The organism is Desulfosalsimonas propionicica (genome assembly GCF_013761005.1).
Classification (GTDB): domain Bacteria; phylum Desulfobacterota; class Desulfobacteria; order Desulfobacterales; family Desulfosalsimonadaceae; genus Desulfosalsimonas; species Desulfosalsimonas propionicica.
The window spans coordinates 191,226-204,458 of record NZ_JACDUS010000004.1; the positions used below are offsets into that span (position 1 = coordinate 191,226).

General features: G+C 52.8%; 11 protein-coding genes and 1 riboswitch. Of the genes, 4 read left to right on the plus strand and 7 right to left on the minus strand.

Annotation, left to right across the window (positions count from 1 at the left end):
• Nucleotides 1-53: 53 nt before the first annotated feature.
• The 4 genes from HNR65_RS09160 to HNR65_RS09175 form a co-directional block, all read right to left on the minus strand.
• Complete coding sequence (locus tag HNR65_RS09160) at nucleotides 54-1,727, minus strand: chloride channel protein (protein WP_181551187.1); 1,674 nt, start codon at nucleotides 1,725-1,727, stop codon at nucleotides 54-56.
• Nucleotides 1,728-1,833: 106 nt separating this feature from the next.
• The gene (locus HNR65_RS09165) at nucleotides 1,834-2,520 is read right to left on the minus strand and encodes a PTS sugar transporter subunit IIA (RefSeq protein WP_181551188.1); all 687 of its coding nucleotides are present in this window, start codon (nucleotides 2,518-2,520) and stop codon (nucleotides 1,834-1,836) included.
• A 154-nt stretch (nucleotides 2,521-2,674) separates the two neighbouring features.
• Nucleotides 2,675-3,226 carry an HD domain-containing protein gene (locus HNR65_RS09170; RefSeq protein ID WP_181551189.1) on the minus strand — a complete coding sequence of 184 codons (552 nt, stop codon included), beginning with the start codon at nucleotides 3,224-3,226 and terminating at the stop codon, nucleotides 2,675-2,677.
• Between the two features lie 396 nt (nucleotides 3,227-3,622).
• On the minus strand, nucleotides 3,623-4,492 hold the full coding sequence (locus tag HNR65_RS09175; protein WP_181551190.1) for a rhomboid family intramembrane serine protease: 870 nt from the start codon (nucleotides 4,490-4,492) through the stop codon (nucleotides 3,623-3,625).
• A 151-nt stretch (nucleotides 4,493-4,643) separates the two neighbouring features.
• Between HNR65_RS09175 and htpG the strand changes: the two genes are divergently transcribed.
• Nucleotides 4,644-6,569: a molecular chaperone HtpG gene (gene htpG / locus HNR65_RS09180; protein WP_181551191.1), complete on the plus strand. Its 1,926-nt coding sequence runs from the start codon at nucleotides 4,644-4,646 to the stop codon at nucleotides 6,567-6,569.
• A gap of 47 nt (nucleotides 6,570-6,616) precedes the next feature.
• Here htpG and HNR65_RS09185 read toward each other — a convergent pair whose 3' ends face one another.
• The 3 genes from HNR65_RS09185 to HNR65_RS09195 form a co-directional block, all read right to left on the minus strand.
• Nucleotides 6,617-7,297, minus strand: a complete 681-nt coding sequence (locus HNR65_RS09185; protein WP_181551192.1) for a hypothetical protein — start codon at nucleotides 7,295-7,297, stop codon at nucleotides 6,617-6,619.
• Nucleotides 7,294-8,661: an HD domain-containing phosphohydrolase gene (locus tag HNR65_RS09190; RefSeq protein ID WP_181551193.1), complete on the minus strand. Its 1,368-nt coding sequence runs from the start codon at nucleotides 8,659-8,661 to the stop codon at nucleotides 7,294-7,296. The genes HNR65_RS09185 and HNR65_RS09190 overlap by 4 nt, the downstream gene beginning before the upstream one ends.
• Nucleotides 8,662-8,761: 100 nt before the next feature.
• Nucleotides 8,762-9,538 (minus strand): amidohydrolase family protein, encoded by a 777-nt coding sequence (locus tag HNR65_RS09195; RefSeq protein WP_181551194.1) that lies wholly within the window; start codon nucleotides 9,536-9,538, stop codon nucleotides 8,762-8,764.
• 546 nt (nucleotides 9,539-10,084) lie between these two features.
• Between HNR65_RS09195 and HNR65_RS09200 the strand changes: the two genes are divergently transcribed.
• The 3 genes from HNR65_RS09200 (at nucleotide 10,085) to HNR65_RS09210 (ending at nucleotide 13,157) form a co-directional block, all read left to right on the plus strand.
• Nucleotides 10,085-11,929, plus strand: a complete 1,845-nt coding sequence (locus HNR65_RS09200) for a PAS domain-containing sensor histidine kinase (RefSeq protein WP_181551195.1) — start codon at nucleotides 10,085-10,087, stop codon at nucleotides 11,927-11,929.
• 30 nt (nucleotides 11,930-11,959) lie between these two features.
• Nucleotides 11,960-12,150: riboswitch (cobalamin riboswitch) on the plus strand.
• Nucleotides 12,134-12,277 carry a hypothetical protein gene (locus HNR65_RS09205; RefSeq protein ID WP_181551196.1) on the plus strand — a complete coding sequence of 48 codons (144 nt, stop codon included), beginning with the start codon at nucleotides 12,134-12,136 and terminating at the stop codon, nucleotides 12,275-12,277. It overlaps the preceding riboswitch by 17 nt.
• Nucleotide 12,278: 1 nt before the next feature.
• Nucleotides 12,279-13,157 carry a sirohydrochlorin cobaltochelatase gene (locus HNR65_RS09210; protein ID WP_181551197.1) on the plus strand — a complete coding sequence of 293 codons (879 nt, stop codon included), beginning with the start codon at nucleotides 12,279-12,281 and terminating at the stop codon, nucleotides 13,155-13,157.
• Nucleotides 13,158-13,233: the final 76 nt, after the last annotated feature.

Genomic DNA, 13,233 nt, shown 5'->3' on the forward strand with positions numbered 1-13,233 from the left:
CCTTTTATTGCGGCCCGCTCTCAGCCGGCGGCAAACCGGCCTGGCCCCATGGGTCAGTGAAGGGTCTGGACCATTAATTCGTTTCTATACTTATCCAGCAGGGTGGCCTTGGAAATCATACCGATAAACCGGTCGGCCGATACCACCGGCATGCTGAACAAGCCCTTTGCATCCATTCGGGCAAGCACCACTGAAAGCTCATCATGAATATCGACAGTCTCAACGTCTGTCTCCATGATCTGCTCCAGAAAAACCGTTTCATAGAGCAGCGGATCAAAAAGGTACGGACGGATATCGTCGAGATGGATCATGCCTTCAAACTGCCCGGTTTCCGGATCCACAACAGGGAAATAATTTCTGTGGGACTGCTGGATCACCCGGATGAACTCGCCGAGGCGCATGCTGCGGGGCACTGTTTTGCAGTCGGTTTCCACGAGTTCGGCAATGCTTAAATCCGCCAGCACCTTGGCATCGGTTCTGGGACGCAGGTATTGCCCCTTTTCCACCAGGTCCCGGAAATAAAAGGATGCCGGCTCCCAGGCATGGCAAATGGTTGTGGACAGGGCCGAGACAAGGATCAGCGGCAGAATGGTCTCATATCCGCCGGTAATCTCAACAATCAGAAAAATGCCGGTCAAAGGCGCCTGCAGAATCCCGCTGACCAGGCCGGCCATTCCCAGAAGCGCAAAACATCCCTCATTGACCAAAGACAACCCCGGCCAGAGCATTTCCAGAAACCGGTGATACATGAGCCCGGAAAAACTGCCGATGACAAGGCACGGGGCAAATATGCCCCCGGATCCGCCCCAGCCCAGGGTAAAAGACGTGGCCGCGATCTTGGCGGCCACCAGCAAAAACACCAGACCCAGGCCCGGCGCAAAGGAGCCCTCCACCATCTGGCGGATGGAATGGTACCCCTCGCCGAGCACTTCCGGCAGCACCAGCCCGATTGCCCCCACCACGCATCCGCCCAAAAAGGCCCGCACCCAGAAGGGCAGCGGAAGTTTTCCGGAAACATGGTGGGAGCCCCGCAAAGCCCGGGTCAGGGCAATGGAGACAAGGGCGGTGACAACAGCCAGGCCGATGGCGGCAAGCGTGGCCGTAATTCCCACCTCAAAGCGAAGGTGGGTAAATGCAATCTGGTTGCCCTGAAGCAGCCGGCTGACTTGGGCGCCGGCAACGGAAGCCACGGCAATGGGGACAATATTGCGGGCGGACCACTCGCCCACGATAATTTCAATGGTAAACACCAGCCCGGCGATGGGGGCGTTGAAAATGGCCGCCAGCGCCCCCGCAGAACCACAACCGACAAGAGCGATGCGCTGGCGCTCGTTTAAGGAAAAAAACTGGGCAACATTGGAGCCGATGGATGCCCCGCTCATGACCACGGGAGCTTCCGGGCCGGCCGAACCGCCGCTGCCGATGGTCAGGCACGAGGAAATCAGCCGGGAAAAAGCTGAACGCAGCCGCATCAGACCGCCGTGGCGCGATACACTGTAAACCACCTCGGGCACGCCGTGGCCGGCGCCTTCCCGGATCGCCTTTTCAAGAAACAGCGAGGACAGCATGGCCCCGATGCCCGGCAGCACAAACAGCCACCAGTGGGCGCGCAACCCGGACAAAGCCCCGGCCATGAAATGAAGTCCGGTATTCAGCGCCACTGCTGCCAGACCGCTGCACACGCCCACCAGGGCGCCGATGGCGATCAGCAGCAGGCGGTCGTCCATGCGGAACCACACCCACCTGGAAGGCGTTCGCCAAATTTTTGGTCCTAGAAACAAAGCCAATGTTTATTTGCCGGTATTTCAGTGAAATCGAAAAAACACCGCGAATTTATTCACCGTTGTTTAAACGCTGGTCAAATTCTGCCATTTTTTTTCTGAGGGTTTCAGGCTCAGGCCGCTGGGACAGAAGGGTCAGAAACGAATTGTCCCTTAGACAGAAAGACAGCCGGGAAAGAAGGTGCAGATGCTGCCGGGCCGTTGTGGCCACCAGCACAAAAAGCACGTGTACCGGCTTTTTGTCCACAGCCTTGAAATCAACCGGCTTTTCCAGAAAACAGGCTGCCATCTGGTCGGCAATGCCGCTGTTGCTAAGGGGTGTGCGGGGATGGGGTACGGCAACACCGTTGCCGATGCCCGTTGACATCATCTGCTCTCTTGCCACCAGACTTTCATAAAGCACTCGCCGGGCAGTCTCGGAGCCGACCTGCTGCATGGCTGATACCGCCGAATCAATGACCTGTTCCACGGTATCACCGGCAATGTCGTAATAGATGCCCCCGCGGCCAATGGCCTCTGAAAGGGTTTCCATCTTGGGATCCGGTTTTTCCTCCTGTTTTTCACCGGGAAGACAAAACGACAGGTTATGGGTCCGGGCCCATTTTTTCAGCGCGGTCTCGGAGAAAACACATGCGTCCCCGACTTTTTTCACCGGGATGCGTCCCTGGCGGATCCACCGTTCAATGGTGGTCACCGGCATCTGCAAACAGTGTGCAAACTCGTTTAACTTCAGCTCCATTGCAAAATGGTCCTTTTATCCATTCACCGGCGGGATATCAACCCTGAAGGTTAAACCGGATGACGGACCATCACGGCCCAAACCCGCCCGCCTGAATTTACAAATTTTTTTAAAGTACAACAAAAAGCCTTTTATTTCAAGGATTTTATCCGTACTACTCAGCATAGGTTTCCATCCACCATGCATCCCAGCTGCGCGTGGAGACGGCTTCGGCCAGATTTTTGCCAAGTTCGGTTTTCAGCCTTTTTCTTACCACCGGCAGCCATTTTTCCGGTGTTTTACCGCCCACATCGGAAATGGATTTCAAATCAAGAATAAAGGCCAACTGATCCGCATCATGGGCGAGCCGGGCCTCCCGGGTCTGCTGGCTGTTGAACTCGGCCAGCAGTTCGGCAATGTCATTGTCAAAGGGCAGATTTTCCACCACATCGGCAATGGCCCGATCCTCGTCTGCGGTGACGTATTTTTTTTGCACATAATTCAAGTCACCGATGCGGGCTTCGGGAAGATCATGGAGCAGACACATGGACACCAGGCGCTGGCCGTTGACTTCCGGCTCCATCCGGGACATGACAAATGCGATAAACGCGGCGGTAAAGGAGTGCTCCGCAACAGACTCCCGGCCTGCACCCAGAAACGCAAACCCGGTCCTGGGAATATTTTTCAGAATTTTGGCTTCAAACAGCAAATCCGCGATGGCTTTCATTGCAACTCCTGATAAACCTGTAAAAAATCATTTTTACAGGCAGTGTTAAGTTTTAAGTGATTAAGTGTTATGTAAAATCAATAAATTATTTTTTTCTTGTTTGGCGATGATATCTGTTTTAAGACTTTCAAGGAAGTCCAAGGCCGGGGTTTCAGTTTTTGAAGCGACATTGAGCGTTTACGGAAAAATTCAGCAAATGCCGGAGCGTAAAAATTTCAAACTGTTTGAGGCCGGCGGGCCGAGTTTTTGAAATTTTAGCGACGGCATTTGATGAATCCGTAAACGGTCAGGAGCGAAAAAACTGAAACCCCGGCCGCAGGGCTTCCTTCCTGCAACAACAGCGGACGCGGTAAAAAGTTTTTTACGGTGCCATCAACGCCTGACTGAACAAGCCTTTTAAAACAATTGTTTCCATGTGCCAACAGCCCAGGCGCCAGCCACAACGGCCGAACAAACGGCCATGCACAACCTCTGGCCCCGGGTGCTGATGGTTTTATGGACCCCGGCATATCCGATTCCGATAAATATGCCAACAAGAAATCCAAACAAGTGGGCAGCCAGATCCACGTGCTCACCTGCGCCCAGAAACCCCAGCAATGCCAGGCCGCAGGCCAGGGGCAGCCAGGCTCCCGCCTTTTTCCGGAATACAACACGCCGGCGCAGAAACTGGTAACCCGACAAAATGCCAATGGCGCCGAACACGGCTGTGGATGCGCCGATGGACACGTGACCGGATTCATACATCACGGCATTGACCATATTTCCCCCGGCGCCGGCGGCCAGGATCATGAGCATGCCCGCTCCCCATCCGGCCACGTGGCAGACAGCCGTGGCAAACACGGCCAATCCGGCCATATTGCCGAGCAGATGCACGGCATCGGCATGCAGCATCAGGGCGGTCACAGTACGGTAAAACTCGCCGTCCATAATTTTCCATGCAGAAGCCCCGAAATCGTTCCAAACCGCATGGATATCGGCTGTGCGGGAAACACCCGCATACACCGCCGCCATGAACGCTGCTGTCCAAATGCCCGCATATCCGTGATCCTGCTCCGGCAGCGGGTTTTGATCAATAACATCAGACGGCCGGTTTTCCCGGAAATAGCTGTCCACGGCACACCGCGCACGGGAAAAATCCCGGGCCGCAACCCATATACCCCACCCATTGCTGTCTTTGCGCACCCGAAAGGGAATCCCGGAGGCCTTCAAAATCAATCCGCACAAATCCGCACTGTCAGCGGACATGTTATCATAGAGTTCTATCATGGGTGGTTAAATCCGTTTTCCACGGGTTGACAAATCCAAAACAAGCATCATTATATGGACAAACCAAGCACGCGGCACAAAGCCTTCCTTTTGTGGAATCCGGTTTACAAGCCATTGGACAATAACACAACATAAAAACAGGAGTCGGACCATGACACCAAAAGCCGAAACCTATGAATTTCAAACCGAAGTCAAGCAACTGCTCAACATTATCATCAATTCCCTGTATTCCAACAAGGAGATTTTTCTCAGGGAACTGATTTCAAACGCATCAGACGCCATTGACAAGGCCAGCTTTCAGGCCCAGACCGATCCGGACATTCTCGGCGATGACACGGAATTTAAAATCAAGCTGGCCGCCGACAAGGAAAACAAAACCCTGACTGTTTCGGACAACGGCATCGGCATGACAAAAGACGAGGTCAAGGAAAACCTGGGAACAATCGCCAAAAGCGGCACTGCGGCGTTTTTGGAGGCTCTTGAAAAATCCAGGAAGGAAGACGCCCTGACCCCGGAACTCATCGGCCAGTTCGGCGTGGGTTTTTACAGCGCGTTTATCGCTGCCGACAAGGTCACGGTGGTCACCCGGGCGGCCGGCGAGCAAAGCGCAACCCGTTGGGAATCAGCCGGAGACGGATCCTATACCATCGAAGAAACCGACAAGCCGGGCCGCGGCACGGACGTGATCCTGCATCTTTCCCCAAAGGTCCTGGAAGACGAGGATTTCACGGAGGAATGGACAATCCGGCGCATTGTCAAGCGCCATTCGGATTTTGTGCGCTACCCCGTGGTCATGGACGTGGAGCGCGAGGAACCCGAAACCGACGCAGACGGCAATCCCGTTGAAGGCGGGGAGAAGAAAAAAGTTGTCCGGGAAGAAACCCTGAATTCCATGAAGGCCATCTGGGCCAAAAACAAAAACGAGATCACCGACGAGGAATACAACGACTTTTATTCCCATATCTGCCATGACTGGAACCCGCCTCTGGATCGGATGCACATCAAGCTCGAGGGAATGACCGAATACACCGCCCTGCTCTACATCCCGTCCCAGGCGCCCTTTGACCTGTTTTCCCCGGAGCGGCAGCACGGGGTTCAGCTTTACAGCCGGCGAGTTTTTATCATGGAAAACTGCCGGGAACTGCTCCCCGAATATCTGCGGTTTATCCGCGGAGTGGTGGATGCCCCGGACCTGAATTTAAACATCAGCCGGGAACTGCTCCAGCAGGATGCCCTGGTGCGCAACATCCGCAAGAACCTGGTCAAAAAGATTCTTGAAAAACTCGAAAACATGGATGGCGACACCTTTGAAAAATTCTACAATGAATTCGGTGCGGTGTTAAAAGAAGGGGTTTATTCGGACTTTGAAAACCGCGACCGGCTCACAAAGCTGATCCGTTACAAGACCACCAAGTCAGAAGACAAATGGCGCTCATTGACCGAGTATGTCAATGACATGAAATCCGACCAGAATCACATCTATTACATCACGGGCGACAACTTAAGCGCCATGCTAAACAGCCCGCATTTGGAAGCCCTCAAGGAAAAGGACTATGAAGTCCTGCTCATGACCGACCCGGTAGATGAATTCGTTGTGCAGACACTGACGGAATTTGAGGGCAAAACCCTGCAAAGCGCGGAAAAAGGCGATCTCGACATTGACGAAACAGATGAAAAACAATCCGAAACCTACGCGGATCTGTTTACCAAAATCCAGGGCTATCTGGATGAAACAGTCAAATCGGTAAAGCCCTCCTCGCACCTGAAAAACTCGGTTTCCTGTCTTTCCGGGGATGCATATGACATGAGCGCATACATGGAAAAGCTGCTCAAGGCTTCGGGCCAGACCGTACCTCAGTCCAAACGGATACTGGAGCTAAACACCAGCCATCCGGTCATGGAAAAAATCCGGCAGATCCATGAAAACAGCCCGGATGACGAGTCGCTGAAGGATTACAGCCACCTGCTCTATGACCTGGCGGTCATTGCCGAAGGCGGAAAGGTGGAAAACCCGTCGCGCTTTAACAAAATGGTGGGCGATCTCATGGCCGGGGCCATCGGGTCCAAAGCCGCATAAACCTATTTTTAAAATCTGAAACGCTCAATTTGGGTAAGATAAAAACCTTATCTGGATTCCTGCTCCGGGCCGGTGCCGATTTTTTTCAGGTTGGCCAGCTGCCTTTCAGCAGTCTCAATGGCGCTGCGGCCGGCCCGGTGCATGGGATCAAACACAAGGATTTTTTCCCATATTTCAATGGCATCCTCAAGGCGTTCCTGCCGGTAGGCTGAAATCCCTTCTTCCATGAGCTGCTGGGCGCATTGGGCAATGCCGGCATCCAGCTCGGCCGGGGTTAAACGGATCTTCGAGGCAAGGGCCGGATCTTGCGGGTAATGCTTTTGTGCCGCACGAAACAGCGGGCCCGCCTCTGCCGCCCGGCCCTGCTCCAGCCTGGATTTGGCCTCCCGAATGGCCTGATTGACCGCCCGGACATAGACGGATGACACATGCTGACCACAGCCCCCCTGCCGGACGTTTTCCCCCACGCCGTCAAGGGCGGCCAGCACATTGCCCTGCGCCAGGCCGCGCTCGATTCTGTTTTTCTGTTCCGCATCCTCATTCTGCCGGGAAGTGGTTTTTCCGGAACTGTCCCGGGACAGTCCGTCTTTTTCATTTGCGGACACTGGAGCTTCTTTCTGATCCGTGCCTGCGGGAAAATCCGGCCACTGCACCGGAATATAACTGCAGCCGCTGAAAAACAGCAACCCGGTTAACAATACATGGAATAAAAACTTTTTTATCTTCATATGGCCTCGCCGGCAAAAGGGATTTCCCCGACTTCGTCAAATTCATTTAAGGCTTCTAAAAATATATCGGCCAGATGCGGGCAAAATTGAATGCCTCTGTAATTTTTTATTTCCCTGGCCGCGTCTTTTCTGGACCGGCCCGTGCGATAGGGCCGGGAGGTGGTCATGGCATCAAAGCAGTCGGCAATGGCCACAATTCTGGCATGCAGATGAATTTGCTCGCCTTTAAGACCGTATGGATAGCCGTTGCCGTTATACCACTCGTGATGCTGGAGCACTGCGGGAAGATATTTGTGCAAAGATGCGGACAGCCGCAGGATATCCGCGCCATGCACCGGATGCTGCTGAATAATGGCATATTCTTCTTTGGTCAGGGGTTCGGTTTTGGCCAGAATCCTGTCCGGGATTTTGATTTTTCCGATATCATGGAGAAAACAAGCCATTTCCAGCTCTTTTAACGCCTCCCGGTCCAGTCCCAGTTTTTTGCCCATCTGCAAAGACAGCCAGGCCACCCTGGCCGAATGGCCGAGGGTATACTGGTCCCGGGCATCCAGGGCAGCGGCCAGTATGCGCACCATGGAGGTATAGGATTCCTCCAGGTTTTGGGCGTAGCTTTCCAGGCTCTGCTGCTGGGCCTGAAGCATTTTTGACATTTCATTGAAATTCCGGGTCAGCTCGCCGAGCTCATCGCGGGACGTGACCTTGATCTCCACGCCCCTTTTACCGGACTTGACCCGGGAAACCCCGGCGGCCAGCCGTTTGACCGGCGCGGTAAAAAACGAAGACAGCACCAGGGTTCCGGCCACGCCAAAACCCAGGGTCAGGATGGCAATCAGGCCGATCTTTCTGCGGGCGGCCTGTCTGGCAGACGCCAGGACATCGGCTTTCAAGCCGATAATCACATCCCCGACCCGGTTTTCGGCAAACCGAATCGGGGTTTTAAACTCGTAGCAAGCCACTCCGTCCCGCTTAATTTTCTTTGTCTGAAAATTATCCGTGCGCCTGACCATAGGACCTTTAATATCAGCAAAGGCCTCTCCCACGGCAGACAACCGGTTATGGGCCAATATGACGCCATTGTGGTCCACAATGCTCATATAGGCCACATCGCTCTGGGATTCTGTGATTTTGGACACCAGGTTGTCCAGGGCCAGTTGATTTTCGGACAAAATGCTGAATCCGGCAGGCGTAGCCGCGCTCAGGGCCACAGAAGACCCTCTTTTGATCAGGGAATCCAGCAGAAAATCATTCATTATGGAAGTCACCACCACGGCGGAACCAAATGTTGTGGCAGCGATAAGGATCAAAGTTACCAGGGTCATCTTCAAACCAATGCCCCAGGGGCGGTTCCAGAACCAGGTCATGCCGGGACGTTCTCCTTGATACATCACATCTGCAGCGCGCAAATCCCGCAGGAACAATTCCGCGCCCGCATTTTCGTGCAACCATCTCTAGCACAAAAAATCATTTTCGCCAATTCATAAGAGCGCCACCCTGCCCCTGCGCCATTAATTTTCGGAAATTGCCACCGGCAATGGCCTTTTGCAGATTTTCTGAAAGGGGCAGCTCCCGGATTTTGTTCAACTCACTCACAGGGTCGCCAAACGGGAAATCCGAGCCGAACATAATCCGGGTGCCGCCGTAGCATTCGATATAATTCAGGATTTCATCCCGGGAGGCGAGGCTGGTATCCGTGTGGACCCGGGGATTTTCCCAGAGTCCGCTTCTTGCAATAGCCCGGTATCCGCCGTTTAGCATGCCCAGATGCGGGATGATCACATTGACACCCCGGGCAATTTCATTGACAAACCGCAGGGTATTGGAAAGCTCTTCTTCAAACACCACAGGCACTCCCCGGCGCCGAATTTCGGCCACTGCCGCAACACAGGCCGGATCTTCATAGCGATATACCGGTTCATCCGCATGCCGATGCCATTTGATCCCGCAATGCCGGTCATCAAGCTGCTCCACGGCAAAATCGTTCCAGATGAAAAAGTACGGAAAAACCTGCAATTCGCGGTTTTCCAGGCTGAGCAAATAACGGTTGGAGGCCTTTCGCTGCTTTTGCCATGCTTTGTTATCAGCAAAATCCGGATCATTGCGGTCATAGATTTCCATAACCGGAGAAAACATGGCCGCGCCTTCAATGGAACTATTTTTAACCGCAGCCAGGTAATCTTCAAACGCCTGGGGCGGAAAGCGATCATAGATTCCGCAATGGGCATGAGCGTCAACAATCATTGCAGTTCTCCCTTTTCGTCGGTAAATGACAATTTGGTATTTTATAATATTTCCCGCCTTCCTGCAATCCCGTGCTGCCCGGTGTGCTTGCAGAAAGCAAGCCCTGCGGCCGGGGTCAGTTTTCAGATGGCGCTGTAAAAAGCTGCTTATCCAGCTGCGGCGATATTTCTGCAGAAAGGAAATCCATAACCGCCTTGGCTGATCGGCGGCACGAAAAAAGAGTTTCCTCGCTTCAGGAGCCTCCAGGAGCCTCAATTTCCGCTCGGGAACCCGCTTTTCCGCGCCGCTGTCAGGGTAAAGCAGTACAATTTCGGCATAGCCCAAAAAAGGAACTTCAAATGAAGTTCAAGATCAAAGTTTTCGCTATTTCTAAGAATTCAGGGTACTTATATATATGTGAAATTCTGAAAAATCGCGCGTAACGCAGCTATTGAACTTTTTACGGCGCCATCAACGGTTTGATTGTTGACTTTGCAGGCAATTCTCATATATTTGAAATACAAGCAGTTACACAGGACCCAAAAATTTTATCCAGGGGCAAAAACCATGGAAAGAGAAAAATGGATGCTCAAGGCCATCTTTGACACCATTGAAGACGGCATTTACGTGATTGATCAGAATTATACCATTGAATACATGAATCAGCGGATGATCGAAATTTTCGGAGACGGAACCGGAGAAAAATGTCACCACCTGATTAACAACAGCGACTCGCTTTGCCCATGGTGCCGGGCTCCCGAGGTCTTCGCGGGCAAAAGCCTCCACTGGGAGCTTTATATTCCCAAAGCTGAAAAGACCTTTGCCCTCACGGAACTGCCCCTGAAAAACCCGGATGAGTCGGTTTCCAAGCTGTGCATATCCCGCGACATCACCGAGCAAAAACAGCGCGAAGCCCTGCTGGCCGCATCTGAGGAACGATACCAAAACCTGTTTGAACATGTGGGCGTGGGGGTTTACATCAGCAGCAAGAAAGGCCGGTTTCTGGATGCCAACCAGGCCTTTATCAACATGATGGGTTATTCCAGCAAGGAAGAGATTTTAAACCTGGATATCACCCGTGATCTGTATGTTCGCCCCTCGGACCGGCCCAAGTTCCAGGAGATGATTGAACGCGAAGGCCGGGTGGTGCAGTATGAGGTGGATTTTAAGAAAAAGGATGGCACCCCGATCACGGTCTTGTTAACCAGCCACGTGCGTTACGACCACAACGGCAATATTCTCGGTTACGAGGGCATCACCGAGGATCAGACCGAGCGCTACATGATGGAAAAAAAACTGCGGGAAGCCCATGATTTCATGAACAAAATCATCCAAAGCTCGCCAAGCCCCATCATGGCCGCGGACCTGAAAGGCAATATCTTCATCTGGAACCGGGCAGCGGAAGAAACCCTGGGATATCCGGCCTCGGAAACCATCGGGAAGATGCACATCACCAAAATATACCCCGAAGGGCTGGCCTACAAAATCATGGAAATGATCCGAAGCCCCGAACACGGCGGCGTGGGTCTGCTGCGCGGCCATCCCATGCTTTACGTCCGGCGCGACGGCCAGGTCATCGACGGCTCACTTTCCGCTGCCATGATATACGATGATGACGGCAATGAGGTGGCCACAGTGGGCTCGTTTGTGGACATGACCGAGCGCATTGAAATGGAGCGCACCCTGCGCTCCACCCAGGAACAGCTGCTCCAGTCGGAAAAACTGGCCGCCATGGGCCGGCTGACCTCCCAGATCGCCCACGAGTTAAACAACCCCCTTTTCGGAATCATGAACACCCTGGAACTGCTGAAAACCGAAATCACACCGGAAAACAAACGGCGAAAGCTTCTGGATATGTCCCTTTCAGAAACCGTTCGTCTGGCGGAAATGCTGCGCAAGATGCTGTCATTTTCCAAGCCCGACCAGGAGGAAAAAGGCCCGGTCAATATCAACACCATTATTGATGAGCTGCTTATGCTTCATGAAAAACAGCTCCAGGAAAACAGCATCAAGATCAAAACCGAGCTTGCAGAAGCACTTCCGGAAATCAATGCGTCCAAAAACCAGATGCGGCAAGTGTTTTTAAACATGATCTCCAATGCCAAAGACGCCATGCCCGAAGGCGGAACCCTGACCTTCCGAAGCTGGCACAGAGACAAGGAGGTGTTTATCGAAATCACTGATACCGGCCAGGGCATCAAGGAAGAAGATATCAACCGGATCTTTGACTCGTTTTTCACCACAAAGGACACGGTCAAAGGCGTTGGTCTGGGCCTTTCGGTATGCTACGGGTTTATCAAGGAGCACGGCGGAGACATCAGGGTCAAAAGCAGTGCAGGAGAAGGCACGACCTTTACCATTTCACTGCCCGCCCATGCAGGCCAGCAGGCCGGCGGCGAAAAACAGACTTGACAAATTCACAAGCACTCCATAAGCTTATTAAAATCTATTTTCCAGCAGGGTATGCCTCAAACAAAGGCATAAAAAGGGAATCCCGTTTAAGTCGGGGGCGGACCCGCCGCTGTAACCGGGAACGAACGCCGCACATTGCCACTGCTTTGATAAGAAGCGGGAAGGCGCGGCCAGTAGGATGATCCGGAAGCCAGAAGACCTTCCTTGCTGAAATTTTCCACGGACACCGGCGCGGATATCACCGGCGTGGAAATCAAAGAAGGGGTCAAGAAAGACGGGTGCAGCCCCCCTGAGCCAAAAAGCTCAGGGGGGCTTTTTTATTCCGGAAAAATTTTAAAAGGAGGGTGAAATGAAAAAAGGCTTTTTCAAACCGGTTTTGATGCTACTGATCCTGATTTTTGCTGCAGTTGCAACGGTTCAGGCCGGCAGTCCGCAGCCGGAGGAGGGCAAAACAGCAATCCTTCTGGTTACCTTTGGCACAACGTTTTCAGAGGCGCAGGCAGCTTTTGACAATATTGAAGCAGAAATCAAAACCGCCTTTGCCGATACAACAATTCAATGGGCCTATACCTCAAAGATGATCCGCGAAAAAATGGCCCAACAGGGAAAAACGGCCCATTCCCCTTCACAGGCCCTGGAAGAAATGGCAAAACAAGGTTTTACCAAAATTTTTGTGCAGTCGCTGCACACCATTGCCGGATATGAATACCACGACCTTGTCAAAACCATACGCAAGTTTGAACATCAATCCGTTGGAGTTAAAAAAATCACCATCACCGGACCACTGCTGGCAGGACCGGAAGACATGGCCAAAACCGCCCGGGTCATACGCGAGACCATACCCGAAGATCGCACAAGCGATGAAGCGGTCGTGCTTCTGGGACACGGCACCCACCATCCGTCAAACGCCGCCTACCCGGCCCTGATGTGGCGGCTGCAGCGCGATGACAAAAACATCTTTATCGGAACGGTGGAAGGCTTTCCCGGCTCTGAGGAAATATTGGAACAGCTTGAAAAAAATAACATATCCACGGCATGGCTCATGCCTTTTATGTCCGTGGCCGGCGATCATGCCAGAAACGACATGGCCGGGGACAGCGATGATTCCTGGAAGTCGGTTTTCGAAGCCGCAGGCATTGAATGCAAACCTGTTTTAAAGGGTTTTGCGGAATATGATCCGTTTGTGGACATATGGGTGAGCCAGCTCCAAACGGCCATGGATCAATAAAGCTGATGGCGCCATCTAAAAACTTACTTTTTACGAAACCATCAAAGTTTAAAAGATAAAGCAATTCCCATGGGCC